We start from the raw sequence: 15,982 nt of genomic DNA on the forward strand, positions 1-15,982 counted from the left end.
ATTCATACAGAAAAGAGGTGTTGATTCATGAAGAAAACGATAAAAGAACAAAAAGCTGTATTAATTATTCTTTTAAGCAATATTTTCATTGCCTTTCTGGGAGTGGGTCTCATCATCCCTGTTATGCCAACTTTTATGAATATCATGCATTTATCTGGGAAAACGATGGGCTATCTTGTTGCGGTTTTTGCGGTGTCACAACTGCTAGTGTCACCACTCGCAGGACAATGGGTTGACCGTTATGGCAGAAAGAAAATCATTATCATCGGTTTATTCCTATTTGGTGTTTCAGAACTGATTTTTGGGATAGGCAAAAATGTATCAGTACTTTATCTATCAAGAATACTAGGTGGGTTTAGTGCCGCCTTTATTATGCCCGGAGTTACTGCATATCTTGCAGATATTACATCGGTTCAGGAAAGACCAAAAGCAATGGGCTATATGTCTGCAGCTATAAGCACTGGCTTTATTATAGGGCCCGGCATCGGCGGCTTTATTGCAGAATATGGCGTACGGATGCCCTTCTTCTTTGCTGCAGCCATAGCCTTTTTAGCCTGCTTTATTTCCATATTTATTTTAAAAGAGCCGATAACTAAGGAACAGCTTGCAGAAATTTCGGCTAAAACCAAGCAAACAAACTTGATTAGCGATTTGAAAAAATCACTTAATCCGCATTATTTCATTGCATTTATTATTGTATTTGTGCTCGCATTCGGTTTATCAGCTTATGAAACAGTTTTTAGTCTATTTTCTGATCATAAATTCGGCTTTACACCAAAGGACATTGCATCGATTATTACAATAAGCTCCATCTTTGGCGTTATCGTGCAAGTATTTATGTTTGGGAGAATGGTAGATTTTCTTGGAGAAAAGAAACTGATCCAATTATGTTTGATCATTGGTGCAATTTTGGCAGTGGCATCCACCGTGGTTTCTAGCTTTTTAGTAGTCCTTGTGGTAACTAGCCTTATCTTTCTTGCATTTGACTTGCTTCGTCCGGCATTGACGACCTTTTTATCAAAAGCTGCCAAGAAGGAACAAGGATTTGTTGCTGGAATGAATTCTACTTATACGAGCTTAGGTAATATCGTTGGACCAGCGATGGGCGGGATACTGTTTGACATAAACATCCACTTTCCTTATCTTTTTGCTGCTGTCATCATGATTATTGGTCTCGGTATTACAATTATGTGGAAAGACAAACAATTGTCAGCAAGCATAGCTGAGTAATTAGAAAAGCCCCGGACACCCCAAAACACTTATTGCTGATATTTTTTTGACGGGAATTTCGTGTCCAATCAAACTCAGAAAATGCCAGATTCTATATAAATAAAGAGAGGAACGCTTTCTGTACCTCTCCTTATTTACATTCATTCTTCCTATATGAACCAATCCCTGTTAAGAAAGCATTTCCTCTTTTTCTTTTCCGTATTTTTTAATCCCCTTTTTCTCTTTTTCCTTTAATACATAGCTTAGTAGGTCTAGTACAATACGGGCTGCAACTTGTCCGGTCATGCCCGTTGGATCATACGGCGGTGCAACTTCTACTAAATCAAACCCAATGACTTCTCCTCTTTTGGAAATTCCTTTAAGCAATTCATTAACCTCGTCGTAGAGGAGCCCACCTGGAGAAGGAGTTCCTGTTCCAGGTGCAATTGACGGATCGATTCCGTCAATATCAATCGTTACATAATATTTTTCTCCTGCAGGAATAAGCTCCAATACTTCTTTAAGTCCCATTTTTCTCATCTGACGAGGTGATAGGATCACACTGCCATACTCTCTTGCTGCTTCGACGTCTTCTTTTTTGCTGCTGCTGATCCCGCGAATGCCAAACTGGAATATTTTCTGAACAAAATCCAGCTCAGATAAGCGACGAATGCAATTTCCATGACCATACCTCATTCCTGAGCGATGATCCGCCCAGTCTAGATGGGCATCAATTTGAATCACATGAAACGGACCTATGTCTTCTATTCCCTTTCCAACTGCTGCTGTGATGGAGTGATCGCCTCCTAATACAACCGGCATAGCACCTTTGGAAATAATTTTTCGTATTGCTTCTTCTGTATTTTCATGGCACTGCATAATATCTCCGTGTACCATGTCTACATCACCACAGTCGACGACTTTCCATTCAGGCCCAAGATACATAATATCGTTTTCAATATCATAAGCACCATCCAGACCGAAACTATATAATGTAGAGCCTTCGCGGATTCCTCTAGGGCCCATTCTTGCACCAGATTTCCATTGTGTCCCCATGTCATTAGGCACCCCGATTACAGCTACATCTGCATCAAGCTGGTCCAGGTTCGAACATATTGGGTATTTCCCAAAAGTACAAATTCCTGTAAATGGTAAGTTTAAAAACTGCTTTTCATCACGATTAGACATTCTTGCTGCCTCCTTTTTAATTTTCATCCACGCTTTTTCCTTATGCAAAGTTTTTTATATTGTTTACACAATTAGTTTTCAATTAAAGTTGTTGTTTTCTCCTCATAAGTCTTTTGAAATAAATTCATATAATCTTCTTTTGTCAAATCCCTTGAATTTGCCTGAGTACACAAATGTTTAAAGGCTCCTTCTGCTAGGAATGGGAAATCTTCGGGATTTACATTACTTAATTCTCGAAAGCTAGGAATGCCGATTTTATTTGCCAGCTCTTTTAACAACACAACACCTTCATAAGCCGTTTCTTCAATTGTTTTTCCTTCAGGATTTGCCCCAAGTTTGATTGCTACCATGGCGTGCTTTTCTGGATTTGAAGGAATATTATATTCAAATACATGTGGGAGAAAAATAGAATTCGCCACTCCATGTGGAGTATCATAAAGTCCTCCAAGTGGTTCGGCCATTGCATGTACAGCCCCAAGATCCGTGTTATCAAAGGCGATACCGGCAACCAAACTGCCCAAAAGCATATTTTTCCTAGCCTCTAAATCGTGACCATTTTCTACTGCTAATGGCAGGTACTTTGCAATTAATTCTATGGAATATAGTCCCAAAGCGTCTGTAAGTGGTTGAGCAACTTTGCAGGTGTAAGCTTCGATAGCATGTGTGAGTGCATCCATTCCTGTAGCTGCTGTAATAGATTTAGGCAAAGTTACCGTCAATTCAGGATCAACAAGTGCAAGTTTAGGAGCGATTTTCAAATCTAGTATCGCCTCCTTTTGTTTCGTCACTGTATCGGTAATGACAGAACCTCTTGTAACTTCACTACCGGTACCTGAAGTTGTCGGAATACAAATTAGTGGTGGGATTTCCCGTTCTAGTAAATTTACACCGTAACGTTCTCTTAATTCTCCTCCATGTGTTAAAAGTGTCCCAATTGCTTTGGCTGTATCCATTGAACTTCCGCCGCCAAGACCAATTAAAAGATCGATGTTCTCGTTTTTAAACTGTTGATATGCACTCTCGCAATCTACATCTTTTGGATTAGGTGATATTTCATCATAAACAATATAATTAACACCTTCTTGATCTAAAGATTGTGTGATTTTGTCCAAAATCCCTGTTTGTGCAAGTCCTTTATCTGTAATAATGAGGGCTTTATTTCCCCCTAATTCTTTAGCCCTTTTCCCAATATTCTTTACTTTACCCTTTCCAAACTCTATAGAAGTAGGCAGATTAAAATGAAAATCCCATAACATATTAAATTTCCTCCTTTATTATTCTGAATATTCTGAATTAAAAACTGATGTTTTCTCTATTTAATTAATTGCTAAACCATTCAGTTGGCTTAACATCTAAATTAATATTGATTTGTTTTACCTCAGTAAACGTATCCAAACCAAAGGTTCCTAACCCGCGACCAATCCCGCTCTGCTTGTACCCTCCCCACGGTGCTTCATTATAGGCGAGGTTATAAGCATTAACATAGGTAATTCCGGCTCTTACTTTTTTAATAACCCTCAAAGCTTTGGCGCCATCTTGTGAAAAAACACCTGCTGCAAGCCCGTATGAGGTATCATTTGCCAGCTGGATTGCTTCCGCCTCATCTTTAAACTTTTGAACGACAAGGACTGGTCCAAAAATTTCTTCCTGAACAATTCTCATGTCAGGCTTGGTGTCAACAAATATTGTTGGCTCAATGAAATAACCATTTTCAAGCCCGTCACTTGTGATGCGGTTGCCCCCGCAAACTAATGTAGCCCCTTCGTTTAAGCCAATTTGAATATATTCAAGGATGTGCTTCATATGGTCTTCACTTACAAGCGGACCCATCTCTGTAGACGAATCATCCCCAAGCCCAACCTGAATCTTTTTCGCTCTTTCTATTAATCTAGCAATGAATTCATCATGAATGCTCTCTTCTAATAGTAAACGGGATCCTGCATTACAAACTTGTCCGGCATTGGTAAAAATCCCATTTAATGCATAATCGATGGCTGTCTCAAAATCTGCGTCAGCGAAAACAATATTTGGTGACTTGCCGCCTAGTTCGAGTGAAATGTTTTTAATATTTCCTGTTGCTGAATTCATGATACTTCTACCCGTTGCTGTACTACCTGTAAAAGAAATCAGATCTACCTTTTGACTTTCTGCTATTTCATTTCCTACTGTTGAACCACCTCCCAAAACTAGGTTTGCAACACCAGCTGGTATCCCCACTTCTTCCATAATCTCAAATAATTTGTAAGTGGTGACCGGGGTGATTTCAGCTGGTTTAAATACAAGCGTATTTCCCGCAGCAAGCGCAGGGGCTATTTTCCAAGCTCCCGTCAACAATGGAAAATTCCATGCAGCGATAAGCCCGCATACACCGACAGGTTCCCGAATAACCATGGCTTGTACAGGATCGGCAACAGAATACGTTTGACCATTTGGCTTTGTCACTAACCCAGCATAGTATCGAAAGCAATCCACCGTATCAGCAATATCAAACTCAGATTCTTTAAGGGGTTTTCCCGTATTCTCTGTTTCTAGTTTGCTAAGCTCGGCTGCCCTTTCTTCAATCTTATCCGCTATTTTAAATAAGTAGGATGCACGTTCAGATGCCGGCAAGTCTGACCAAATTCCGGAGTCAAAAGCTGTTCGTGCTGCATTAATCGCCATTTGTGCTTCTTCTCTACTTCCCTGCGGAGCCTCGGCCATGATTTTACCGTTTGCGGGATTCACAGCATGACTCTTCTCTCCGCTTAACGAATCCATCCATTCACCATTAATAAACATTTTCAGCTTCAACATTTTGACAAACCTCCAATATGTTATTTTTATCTTACTTGTTGAGAGATAACCTCTTGATCAATGTCTTGGTCATTTTCTGGAATCATTTCTTTATCAAAATAAAACTCAGGAAGTGGTTTGCGGAACCATTTCGTCATATAGACAAGATAAATCAAGCCGCATGCCATCCAAATGCCCCCGAGAATCAACGCATCCATTTCTAAATGCGACCATAACCACATCGTAAAGGCTGCGCCAATGAGTGGTAATAATAGATACCGAATACAATCCCGAAAAGAACGCTTGTGATTTCTGATAAAATAATGGGCGATAACAGACACATTTACCGATGTAAAGGCAATTAACGCTCCAAAATTAATAAACTTTATAACTTGTTCTAGGGTTAATAAAATTGCAAGTAAAGAAACTGCGCCAATCACAATGATGCCAAGTGACGGTGTTTTAAATTTAGGATGAATATATCCAAATATTTTTTTGGGTAAAACGGAATCTCGACCCATCGCATATAACACTCGAGAAGCGCTTGTGATTGAAGCGATACCTGAAGAGAAATTACCAATAATCACCGCTGTAATAAACATGGATTTAAATAAATTCCCTCCGACGAGCACTGCTATTTCAAGGGCTGCAGAATCAGCATGTTTGAATGAAATGCCCGGATTCACCAATTGTGCTAAGTAAGAAGAACCAATATACAAAACTCCGATAAACAATAACATGATAATAATCGCTTTTGGAATCGTTTTTTCGGGATTGATGGTTTCCTCTGATAAAGTGGTGAGTGAATCAAAACCAAGAAAACTAAAACAAAGAATGGTAGCACCTGCCAAAATATCGGATAAGGAAACATCCGCATCAAACAATGGCTTAATTGAGAACAGACTACCCGTCCCTACTCCTTCTGATAAACTTTTGAAGGTTAATATCCAGAAAAGGCAAACAAAAATGACTTGAGCAATCACAAAAATTTTACTAGTTATTGCTGATATCTCCACACCTAGTATACTTGGAGATACGATGCTTGCAGTCAACACAATTACCCACAGATAATGCGGGATTCCAGGAAATACCGAACTCAAAAAGACAATCGACATTAAGCAGGTAACCATAGGTGTTAACAAATAATCAAGCATAATCGACCAACCCACAATGAACCCAACCTCAGAATTAATAGATTTTTGCGTAAAGGTATAGGCTGAACCTGAAATCGGGAACGCTTTCGCCATCTTGCCATAGCTGAGAGCTGTAAAAAGTATTGCTAAAAAAGCAATACTGTAAGCAGCTGTAATGACACCTTTAGAGGTAACGGCAGCAATTCCATAGGTATTAAAAAACACCATGGGGTTATTCCATGCAATTCCTAAAAAAACAACCTGTGACAAAGTAAGCGTTTTTGCAAGCGCTTTCTGTTTCATAACTCAACTCCCTCCGTGTTAATAAATCCAATTCTTAGATGATTTAGAAGATTTCGTATCCTTATTGTAAACCTTGTTGTTACACAAAGGTCAATAGGTGTATTATAATTTTTAGGGGAGGTGATCTCAGTGAAAGTAAAGGAAAAATTAACCATCGGTGAAATGGCGGGTCTACGAGGGATAACGACGGAGACCTTACGCCACTATGATCGGATTGACCTATTCAAACCTCAATATGTTGATCCCGATTCGGGTTATCGCTACTATTCTATTTTTCAATATGAAGTTTTAGGGACCATCAAAGAGTTGCGGCAACTTGGGATGAGTACAGACGAAATAAAGGAATATTTTAATGAACGTAATTTTAATAAGTCCTTGGATATTCTTAAAGCCAAACATACGGAACTTAAATCAAAACTGAGTGAGTTACATGACTTGGAGGAAAATATTCGCGGGAAAATTGGATACCTGGAGCATGTAGCGAAAGAAAAAGAACTTCAAGAGGTGTTTTTTCGCGAAATTGGAAAAAGGAAGTTAATTACCTTAAATGAAAAAATAAATAATAATTTGGAGCTTTGTTATGGTGTTATAAGGTTAGAGAATATGCTTACCGAGAAGACACCAATTCTGGCTAGTAATAGACTAGGCATTATTATCAAGGAAGCGGATCTTAGAGCGAAACGGTTTGAAGAACCTTCCATTATTTTTGTCGTTGCAAAAAATAAAGAAAAATTACCAAAACAGTGCCAAATGACTGTTCCTGCCGGTTTATTTGCATGTATTCGTTACAACGGGGAATTATTATGGAACCGAAGCGAGAGTTTGAGTAAGATATTGGAATATCTTGATGAAACAGGATATCACATAACCGGAGATGCGCTGCAAATTATGCACGTCGATATTACAATCACAGATAAGCCAAATGAGATTACATTCGAAATTCAGGTTCCAGTTCAAATTTAGGGAAGGGGCAAAAACAATTCCATTTCCATCTGTAATCACTATGTTATCTTTCTAAGCTCTAAGAATTGCATCCAATTCGATTTGAAGAGTTCCAAAGTGTTTTTCCATATAATCAATGCCTTTGCGAACGAATTTCCTTATTATTAGGATAACAATTCATTTTCAAAGTAAAAAGTCTTTTCAATAGAAAAAAAGAGCGCTAAGGAAGCAAAAAGGCTTCCTTAGCACTCTTTAAAGATTACTTATTTGACAGCTTCTTTTAGTTCTTTACCTGGTTTAAAAGCGGGAACTTTAGAAGCAGCAATCTGCATTTCCTCGCCTGTTTGTGGATTACGGCCTGTTCTGGCTGCACGTTCACGTACTTCAAATGTTCCAAATCCAATCAACTGGATTTTCTCTTCTTTAGAAAGTGTATTAGAGATGGTTTCAAACAACGCATCCACCGCTTTTGCAGCATCTTTCTTTGTTAATTCTGTTTGTGTTGCGACAGCGTCGATTAATTCAGTTTTATTCATATTCCAGCACCTCGTCCTTTTATTTTTAGATAGTATGTAGAAGGATATCATAACACATCTATTATAAGGTTTTCCAATTTACAAGATTGATATACATTTATTCAAAAGAAATAGTATCTTTAATTTGTATTATTTAAGAAAACCTATATATCGCCTTTCCAGCGGAAATGATTAGTTCTTACCCCTTTCCTACCATCGATTCTTACATTAATATATAAAATTAATGCTTATGGTTATCATGAGAAAAACCCTTTCCAAGCACCTCGTACACATCATTCACACTCACAAATGCATATGGATCCGTTCCCTCCACCAATAATTTTAGTCGTCCTATTTCATTTCTGTTAACCACACAATATAGCACTTCCTTACTCTCTCCTGTGTATCCTCCTTTACCGTTAAGTAATGTAACACCTCTTTCCATTTCCATCGTGATTTTCTTCGCAATCTCTGCGTTTGTATTCGATATAATCATTACGGCTTTGGCCTTATACGCTGCCTCCTGGACATAATCAATAACTTTTGCTCCAATAAAAACAGCCACAAGGGTATACATAGCACGGGTAAGATCCAAATAAATAAGCGAAATGGCAACGACAATTAAATCAGAAAAAAACAACGTACGTCCAATACTCCATCCAATGTGTTTTTTCAAAAGATAGGCGATGATGTCAATTCCATCTGTGGCTCCGCCAAAACGAAATACAATTCCTAATCCAATACCGACCGAAACTCCAGCATAAAGAGAAGCGAGCAATGAATCATGTAATGGCAAAGAGAAATTTTCGAAAACACTAAGAAAAATAGATAACGATACAGTTCCCACTATCGTATAAATAAAGGCAGTTCTCCCCAGTGTCTTCCAGCCAAGAAACATAAGCGGAATGTTTATCAATAAATTGACTAACCCCGGATCCCAATTAAAAATAAATTTCAGTAATATGGTTATTCCTGTAATACCGCCTTCTGTTAAACCGTTACTTATGTTAAAACAATCAACGCCAAAACCCATAATGGCAGAACCTACAATAATAGCTATAATGGGTTTTATTTCAAGTTTCATTTAACTCAACCCCTCAATGATTAAAGCCTCATATTGATTTAATTAAAACAATAATGCATGTTTTATGCCAAATGATATTACTGGTTTTTAGGGATATTTAACTAACAGAGGTATTTAATTTTGCATAAACTATCTATATTTGAATAGCTGGTTAACAATGGTTTTTAAATATAAAGGCTGCTTCTACAAAGATTGTTGTTTTTAGAATAGATTTAAACGGCCTGTTGATTCAGACTCGTTCATCTTCGAAATCATCAGCCCTGTTCGAATCAAGGTTCCATTCGGACTCCTTTACCTTTGATATCATTAGCCCTGTCCGAATCAGGGGTTCATTCGGACTCCATCGCCTTTGATATCATTAGCCCTGTCCGAATCAGGGGTCCATTCGGACTCCATTGCCTTTGATATCATCAGCCCTGTCCGAATCAGCGATCCATTCGGACTCCATCACCTTTGATATCATCAGCCCTGTCCGAATCAGCGCTCCATTCGGACTCCATTACCTTTGATAACATTAGCCCTGTCCGAATCAGCGCCCCATTCGGACTCCATCACCTTTGATATCATCAGCTTTGTACAATAGTATTTGTGTGAGTAAAAATATTAAAAGAGAAACAAAGTTTACGAAAACATCCAATACAAAAGAGGATTCTACAGTAACGGAATCCTCTTTTGTATATCTATGTTACATTTCAATTAAAGACTTTGAATGGTCATAAACCACTGTACCATCTACAACGGTTAGCTGGACTTTCGTATCCGGAATCTCTTCCACCGGTATTTCAAAAAGATTTCGCTCCAAGACAACAATATCAGCAAGTTTCCCCACTTCCAAAGTCCCTAATTCATCCTCTCGGAATGTCCCTAAAGCAGGTCCAGCTGTATAGGCTTTTAAAGCATCGGCAAGCATAATCCGTTCATCTGGATGCCACACTGTTTTTCCACTGCTATCGATTCTCGTTACTGCACGATAGATTTGTAGAAGCGGATTCAGGATATCAACAGGGAAATCAGTTCCAAATGCCAAGTTTGCACCGGTTTCCATTAATGTACGAATCGGGAATACATGCTTTTCCCTTTCCGAACCAATTCGATCAGTGTAAACCCCCCGTTCTGACATTGCAAAGTGATCCGGCTGCATTGAAGCAGTAACACCCAGCTCCTTAAAACGAGGGATATCATTCGGATGTATTACCTCTACATGCTCGACGGAATGACGTGAATCCCGTTTGCCGTTGACTTTTTGGGCTTCCTGATAAGCATCTAAAGCTAGACGGATGGCTCCATCACCAATCGCATGAAAACGAATACTGAAGCCTTCCTTATCTGCATCCGCCACCCATTTTTTAATCGTCTCAGCAGGAAAAGTCGTCTCACCACGTGAATCCGGTTGATCTGCATAAGGTTCTAATAAATAGGCCGTACGGGCAGTAATAACGCCATCAATAAATTGTTTCAGTCCGGACACACGGAGTTTATCCGATTGATACGTATCTCTCAATTGTTTGGCGCGCTCTATATCGCCATTTAATACTGGCCATAAATGAATGCGTGTTGTTAAGTCCCCTTTATCTTCAAATTCTTTGAAAAGGCCATAATCATTAAGAATATTCATTGACTCCGATGCAAATAAGTCATGGACAGCCGTTACTCCTAAACTAGCAGCATGAGTAAGGAAATTTGTTAAAAGAGCTTTCTTTTCTTCTTTCGTAAAATCATAGGCATGGCGGATGACCGCATCCGTTGCTCCTTCATAGAGGAGGCCATTTGGTTCTCCATCGTCGTCCTTCCCAATCCTGCCGAAAGAAGGGGATTCCGTATGTCGATTAATATTTGCGATCTCTAATGCCTTTGTGTTCACCCAAGCATAATGCATTTCGGCATGAAACATAAGCGCTGGACGATCAGGGAGAATCCGATCCAATGAATGACGGGTCGGTAATTTTTGCGTATCCCAATAACCTGCATCCCATGTAAATCCGATTACCCATGGATTTTCCGGATTAGCTTCAGCGAATTTGCGAATCATTTCCAGTGCTTCCTCTTCCGAACGGGCCGCGAACAGATCGACACCATTAAGGGCAACGGCCCCCTGCATAAGATGAAGATGGAAATCATGGAATCCTGGCATGATGAGTTGGTCAGTAAATTGATAAATTTTCGTATTCTCGCCTGCAAAGTGTTTCATTTCTTCCTCAGAACCAATTGCAACAATTTTGTTATCCTTAATCGCAATCGAAGCGGGTTCAGGCTGGTCGGTAAGACCTGTAAAAACAACATTACTAGAAATAATCATATCGGCTATTTGTTGACTCATAATTAAACAATCCTTTCATTTATATAGATAAAATGCCTCTTTAATGAGCTTCTTCTAAGCCAAGCTCAGGAGGCAGTTGCCTAAACATTTTTGTTAAGTTTAATAGATAGATAAATCCGATGAGAAGCCATGTTCCACCTAATAAAAGGGAATGTTTGTCCAGCTTTGTAATCAACAGTCCAATAAGTGCAGTCCCAATAAGCGGGATAATCAAATATTGAATCGACCCTTTAAAAGATCTCTGTTTGTTTCGGATAAAATAGTGAGCGATAACCGAAAGATTCACAAAGAAAAAGGCGAACAGCGCTCCAAAGTTAATAAGCGAAATGGCAGTGGTTAAATTTAGGAATAGTGCACTTAACGCAACAACACCAATGAGTAAAATATTGAATACCGGTGTACGGTATTTTGCGGATAGATAGCCAAAGATTTTATTCGGCAAAACATTTTCCCTTCCCATCGCATACAGAATACGAGAGGCGCTCGTTCCGGAGGCAATGGCTGAAGCAAAACCGGCCGTTAACCCGATTGCATTAAAAATACTCGTAAAAATAGTTCCACCAACAAACATCGCAATATCTATGTAGGCGGACTCAGGGTTTTTGAAAGACTGAATCGCTGGAAAAATAAGTTGTAATAAATATGAACCAACGATAAAGATCACTCCACCAATCAGCGTGACCAAATAGATGGCCCTTGGCAAAGTTTTCGTTGGTTCCTTCGTCTCTTCTGACAACGCTGTCACGGCATCAAAGCCTAAAAAGGAAAAACATAAAACAGGGATAATAGATAAAAGAGTCGGTAATTGAATGTGAGAATCATAGAAGGGAAGGGTTGAAAATAATGTCCCTGCTCCTTTTCCTGCAAGAAGCCCTTTAATCGACAAAACCATGAACAGGACGATCGATAATATTTGCAAAATAAGCAAGATGGTATTAAGATTCGCCGCTATTTTAATACCAAGGATGTTGACAGTCGTAATAATCACAATAAATAAAATGATCCAAACAAACATCGGTACGGACGGGAACATTGCATGCAGTGCGATGGCATTGAACAGGGAACTGATCATCGGGCTAAATACATAATCAAGAATAATGGTCCAACCAACGATAAACCCTAAATGCGGGCTTATCGATTTTTGCGTAAACGTATAAGCTGCTCCTGCATTTGGGAACGCTTTCACCAATTGCGCATAGCTATAAGCAGTAAATAGCATGACAACTAAAGCAATCGCATATGCGGTGGGGATCATCCCTTTTGTGCTGGTTACAGCTACTCCATAGGTTGAATACAAAGTAGTTGGAGCCATAAAGGTTAAACCAAAGAACACAACATATTTTAATGATAAAGAACGCTTTAGAGTTGGCGTGCTTGTTTGATTCATAGATCAATCCTCCTTATTTGCGTATTAATTGTCCTTATCCCTATTGAAAATGACCTTTTCGCCTATAACATAGAAATCATCCCTCATTTCAGAATAATATGAAAATATCATAAAGTCTTGTCCAACTCTAGAGTCAACTATTCCTAAAAAAAAACAGCCTCGAATTGAAAAAATCATTTCGAAGGCTGTTTTCAATTTATCCTTTTTGAATTGGAATTTGGATTTCATAATAGGCTTCATCATATTGATCCGTTAAAGAGATATCAACCTGCATAATTGCAACAGCATCACCATTTGGAATGTAACCATGAATTTCGCAATGATGGAGCAGCTTTTTAAGCAAGTACAGCAAGTTCTCCCGATCAACTCCCCCATAATAGGAGCATATATAAAGACCCTTTTCTAGTTTTTGAGTTGACTGTTCCGGTCCATCATCTTGAACAAGAATAAATAATTGGCATTGAAAAGCACTTAATTTACTGGAAGAATCAGATGTTTGGCGGATTTCATCAAAATATTCTTTTTTGATAAATTCTCCAAATTTATTGCTGGCCAATACCGGTATGTCCCCACCAATCATATTTTCAAGCTCCAACAGTCCAAAATATATATTTTCTTGATCCTCCCAACCTACTGGTCTGTCGAGCTGAATGTATTCTCGTTCATCAAAATGTTTAATGACAATATCAGAATCCTGATAACTTTTTGTGAAACGTTCGATATTATTTAACCGGGTCTTCAATATTTTATGAATTTTTTGCAGCTCATTAATTTTTTCCTGAATATTGTCTAGTGATTGTTGAAGTAAATGAACTGATTTTTTGACGTTACGATTTGTTAGAAATTGCTTAATTTCCTCTAAAGAAAAACCAATTTTTCTTAATTCCTTGATGGTTCCAAGAACCTCATACTGATAAATCGAATAATACCGATAGCCAGTTTTAGGATCCGTGTAAATCGGCTTTAGCAATCCAATTTTATCGTAATGACGCAATGTATCCACTGTTACATTTCGCAGTTTTGCCATTTCTCCAATACTTAGCTTATTTTGCATGACCTTTTCTCCTTAAACGCAACTAACGGTAGTTAATAATTAGATTACAAGCTTATTATACTATTAAAAAAATTTAGTATACAATCTACGATTTGACCAAGCAGAGATAAAAATATTTTGGGGTCGGGTAGATTACTTAAAAATAATCATTTACACTTACAAACATGCAAATAATGGTGTATAATTACTTAAAATCACTTAAAAAGGAGGCCCAAATCTTGTACCAAGAGGAAAGATTATTATCAATCATGGATTTTCTAAAAGAGAATAACAGGATCTCGGTCGATCAAATTTGTTCACTGTTCGATGTCTCTAGAGATACAGCAAGAAGGGATCTTGTCAGGCTTGAGGAAGAAAAAGCGATTTTACGTACTCGTGGCGGGGCGATTCTTCCGTCTGTCCATGATGAGGTAAAAAACTATACAAAACGTCTTAAAACGGTATCAGAAGAAAAAAAGAAAATCGGTAAAATGGCTGCCTCATTAATTTATCCTAACGACAGAGTAATCTTAGATGCCTCTACAACCGTCCAAGCTTGTGCAGAACAGATTGAAAGCATAGAGTGTACCATTATTACCAATTCAATCAACCAGGCAGAAGTATTATCATCCAATCCTCAAATAAATATTCAGCTTTTAGGGGGCACTCTGCAAAAAGAGCATCGATTTCTTTATGGCTCATCTGTAGTAGAAAAACTGTCTGAATACCATGTTGATAAGGTTTATATCGGAGTTGTCGGCATCTCGGAAAACGGATTAACGATCGCCCATGAGGAGGACGGTGTCGTAAAAAGAAAAATGATTCAGCAAGCAAAACAGGTTATTGTGCTAGCAGACCATACGAAGCTTGGTATTACAGATTTTTTTCGATTCGCTGACTTACAAGATATTGATCTCTTGATTACCGATAAAACCCCTGCGAAAGAGTTTAGGGAATTATTAAGTAAAAACAATGTAGAAATCTTAACAGCGGATTTTGAAGAAGGAGATGTTTAAAGTGGTAAAACTAATTGCCGTGGATTTGGATGGCACATTACTAAATGAAGAAAACCGTATAAGCCAAAGGAATCTGGAAGCAATTAAATTTGCCCAATCCAATGGTGTTGAAGTAGTCATCGCCACAGGCCGTGCCCATTTTGATGTTCAAGCGATTTTTAAAGATACTGGGTTGAAAACTTGGATCATTGCTGCAAATGGGGCAACCATTCATCAACCGAATGAAGAACTGTTCCACTCCATGGCAATCAATCATGAGGATGCCATTACCATTTTGAGCTGGCTGGAGAATGAGAACTTCTATTATGAGGTATTCACTAATCATTCAATTTTTACCCCGCAGAATGGACGGGAACTTTTAGCCATTGAAATGGATCGCGTGTCAAGTGCGAATCCGGATATAAGTATGGAACAGCTGAAATATGCTGCTGAAAAACAGTATAGTCAAACAGGCTTTTCCTATATTAAGTCATATTCAGATCTAGTTGGCAAAGAAATCGAATTGTATAACATCCTTGCATTTTCCTTTCATGAAGAGAGACTGAAAAAAGGAAAGCGTCATTTTGAGCATTTGGAAGATGTAACGATTGTTAGCTCTGCGAACCACAATTTTGAATGTGAACATAAGAATGCTTCTAAAGGCATTGCTTTAGAAATTCTTGCAAACAAGATAGGCATCCCCTTAACTGATACTGCTGCTGTCGGGGATAGCTTTAATGATTTATCCATGCTGCAGGTCGCTGGAAAAAGCTTTGCAATGGGGAATGCCCATGAAGAAATAAAGGATCTATGTGACGAGGTTACCCTATCAAATGTCGAAGATGGGGTTGCGCATTTGATCTATTCATTGATCCCAGTCACCGCAGATTAATTCTACAAGTTACTTAGACTCTCATTGGCGTAACGCATTTGCGGCGTGACAATGATGGTTTGAGCATATATTTTTTGAGTGCGCCGAAAAGGGTTAGCCGTTTTAGGGGGCTCGAAACGAAAAACAATGCAATTCGCATCTGAATTGCATTGTTTTTTTGAGGTGTAAATTTATATGAATTGTTGCTTTTTAGGCTATAATCCCATTTTCAA

The 15,982-nt window shown here is 38.5% G+C and carries 13 protein-coding genes; 4 read left to right on the forward strand and 9 right to left on the reverse strand.

The window, feature by feature from the left end:
• Positions 1 to 27: 27 nt before the first annotated feature.
• Complete coding sequence (locus M028_RS0109270) at positions 28 to 1,230, forward strand: MFS transporter (protein WP_026573676.1); 1,203 nt, start codon at positions 28 to 30, stop codon at positions 1,228 to 1,230.
• Between the two features lie 168 nt (positions 1,231 to 1,398).
• Here M028_RS0109270 and speB read toward each other — a convergent pair whose 3' ends face one another.
• From speB to M028_RS0109290, 4 genes are all read right to left on the reverse strand, one after another.
• A complete protein-coding gene (gene speB / locus M028_RS0109275) occupies positions 1,399 to 2,397 on the reverse strand; it encodes an agmatinase (protein ID WP_026573677.1) in 999 nt (332 codons plus the stop codon).
• A 71-nt stretch (positions 2,398 to 2,468) separates the two neighbouring features.
• Positions 2,469 to 3,653: an iron-containing alcohol dehydrogenase gene (locus M028_RS0109280; protein WP_026573678.1), complete on the reverse strand. Its 1,185-nt coding sequence runs from the start codon at positions 3,651 to 3,653 to the stop codon at positions 2,469 to 2,471.
• Between the two features lie 64 nt (positions 3,654 to 3,717).
• Entirely contained in the window at positions 3,718 to 5,190 is a 1,473-nt protein-coding gene (locus M028_RS0109285) for an aldehyde dehydrogenase family protein (protein WP_026573679.1), read from the reverse strand.
• Positions 5,191 to 5,216: 26 nt separating this feature from the next.
• Positions 5,217 to 6,605 (reverse strand): APC family permease, encoded by a 1,389-nt coding sequence (locus M028_RS0109290; protein WP_026573680.1) that lies wholly within the window; start codon positions 6,603 to 6,605, stop codon positions 5,217 to 5,219.
• 129 nt (positions 6,606 to 6,734) lie between these two features.
• Here M028_RS0109290 and M028_RS0109295 point away from each other — a divergent pair, with 129 nt between their 5' ends.
• Entirely contained in the window at positions 6,735 to 7,568 is an 834-nt protein-coding gene (locus M028_RS0109295; RefSeq protein ID WP_197031397.1) for a MerR family transcriptional regulator, read from the forward strand.
• Between the two features lie 242 nt (positions 7,569 to 7,810).
• Here the strand turns inward: M028_RS0109295 and M028_RS0109300 are convergent, their stop codons facing one another.
• The 5 genes from M028_RS0109300 to M028_RS0109325 all read right to left on the reverse strand — a co-directional run bounded on the left by M028_RS0109300 (position 7,811) and on the right by M028_RS0109325 (position 13,904).
• Positions 7,811 to 8,083: an HU family DNA-binding protein gene (locus tag M028_RS0109300; protein ID WP_026573682.1), complete on the reverse strand. Its 273-nt coding sequence runs from the start codon at positions 8,081 to 8,083 to the stop codon at positions 7,811 to 7,813.
• A 220-nt stretch (positions 8,084 to 8,303) separates the two neighbouring features.
• On the reverse strand, positions 8,304 to 9,146 hold the full coding sequence (locus M028_RS0109305) for a YitT family protein (RefSeq protein WP_026573683.1): 843 nt from the start codon (positions 9,144 to 9,146) through the stop codon (positions 8,304 to 8,306).
• Between the two features lie 685 nt (positions 9,147 to 9,831).
• Positions 9,832 to 11,463 carry an amidohydrolase gene (locus tag M028_RS0109310; RefSeq protein ID WP_026573684.1) on the reverse strand — a complete coding sequence of 544 codons (1,632 nt, stop codon included), beginning with the start codon at positions 11,461 to 11,463 and terminating at the stop codon, positions 9,832 to 9,834.
• 40 nt (positions 11,464 to 11,503) lie between these two features.
• The gene (locus M028_RS0109315) at positions 11,504 to 12,850 is read right to left on the reverse strand and encodes an APC family permease (RefSeq protein WP_026573685.1); all 1,347 of its coding nucleotides are present in this window, start codon (positions 12,848 to 12,850) and stop codon (positions 11,504 to 11,506) included.
• A 196-nt stretch (positions 12,851 to 13,046) separates the two neighbouring features.
• Positions 13,047 to 13,904, reverse strand: coding sequence for a MerR family transcriptional regulator (locus M028_RS0109325; protein ID WP_026573687.1), 858 nt, complete (start codon positions 13,902 to 13,904; stop codon positions 13,047 to 13,049).
• A gap of 218 nt (positions 13,905 to 14,122) precedes the next feature.
• On the opposite strand from M028_RS0109325, the gene M028_RS0109330 reads away from it, so the two are divergent.
• Positions 14,123 to 14,899 (forward strand): DeoR/GlpR family DNA-binding transcription regulator, encoded by a 777-nt coding sequence (locus M028_RS0109330; RefSeq protein WP_026573688.1) that lies wholly within the window; start codon positions 14,123 to 14,125, stop codon positions 14,897 to 14,899.
• Positions 14,892 to 15,770: a Cof-type HAD-IIB family hydrolase gene (locus M028_RS0109335; protein WP_035424013.1), complete on the forward strand. Its 879-nt coding sequence runs from the start codon at positions 14,892 to 14,894 to the stop codon at positions 15,768 to 15,770. Before M028_RS0109330 ends, M028_RS0109335 begins: the two co-directional genes overlap by 8 nt.
• The last annotated feature ends 212 nt before the right edge of the window (positions 15,771 to 15,982 follow it).

This window comes from Bacillus sp. UNC438CL73TsuS30 (assembly GCF_000482325.1).
GTDB lineage: Bacteria > Bacillota > Bacilli > Bacillales > Cytobacillaceae > Neobacillus.

Bases quoted from the DNA above. Each gene is read 5' to 3' on its own strand.
- M028_RS0109300 (WP_026573682.1), bottom strand. From the start codon at position 8,083: ATGAATAAAACTGAATTAATCGACGCTGTCGCAACACAAACAGAATTA.
- M028_RS0109325 (WP_026573687.1), bottom strand. From the start codon at position 13,904: ATGCAAAATAAGCTAAGTATTGGAGAAATGGCAAAACTGCGAAATGTA.
- M028_RS0109285 (WP_026573679.1), bottom strand. From the start codon at position 5,190: ATGTTGAAGCTGAAAATGTTTATTAATGGTGAATGGATGGATTCGTTA.
- M028_RS0109335 (WP_035424013.1), top strand. From the start codon at position 14,892: ATGTTTAAAGTGGTAAAACTAATTGCCGTGGATTTGGATGGCACATTA.
- M028_RS0109305 (WP_026573683.1), bottom strand. From the start codon at position 9,146: ATGAAACTTGAAATAAAACCCATTATAGCTATTATTGTAGGTTCTGCC.
- M028_RS0109270 (WP_026573676.1), top strand. From the start codon at position 28: ATGAAGAAAACGATAAAAGAACAAAAAGCTGTATTAATTATTCTTTTA.
- M028_RS0109280 (WP_026573678.1), bottom strand. From the start codon at position 3,653: ATGTTATGGGATTTTCATTTTAATCTGCCTACTTCTATAGAGTTTGGA.
- speB (WP_026573677.1), bottom strand. From the start codon at position 2,397: ATGTCTAATCGTGATGAAAAGCAGTTTTTAAACTTACCATTTACAGGA.
- M028_RS0109315 (WP_026573685.1), bottom strand. From the start codon at position 12,850: ATGAATCAAACAAGCACGCCAACTCTAAAGCGTTCTTTATCATTAAAA.
- M028_RS0109290 (WP_026573680.1), bottom strand. From the start codon at position 6,605: ATGAAACAGAAAGCGCTTGCAAAAACGCTTACTTTGTCACAGGTTGTT.
- M028_RS0109310 (WP_026573684.1), bottom strand. From the start codon at position 11,463: ATGAGTCAACAAATAGCCGATATGATTATTTCTAGTAATGTTGTTTTT.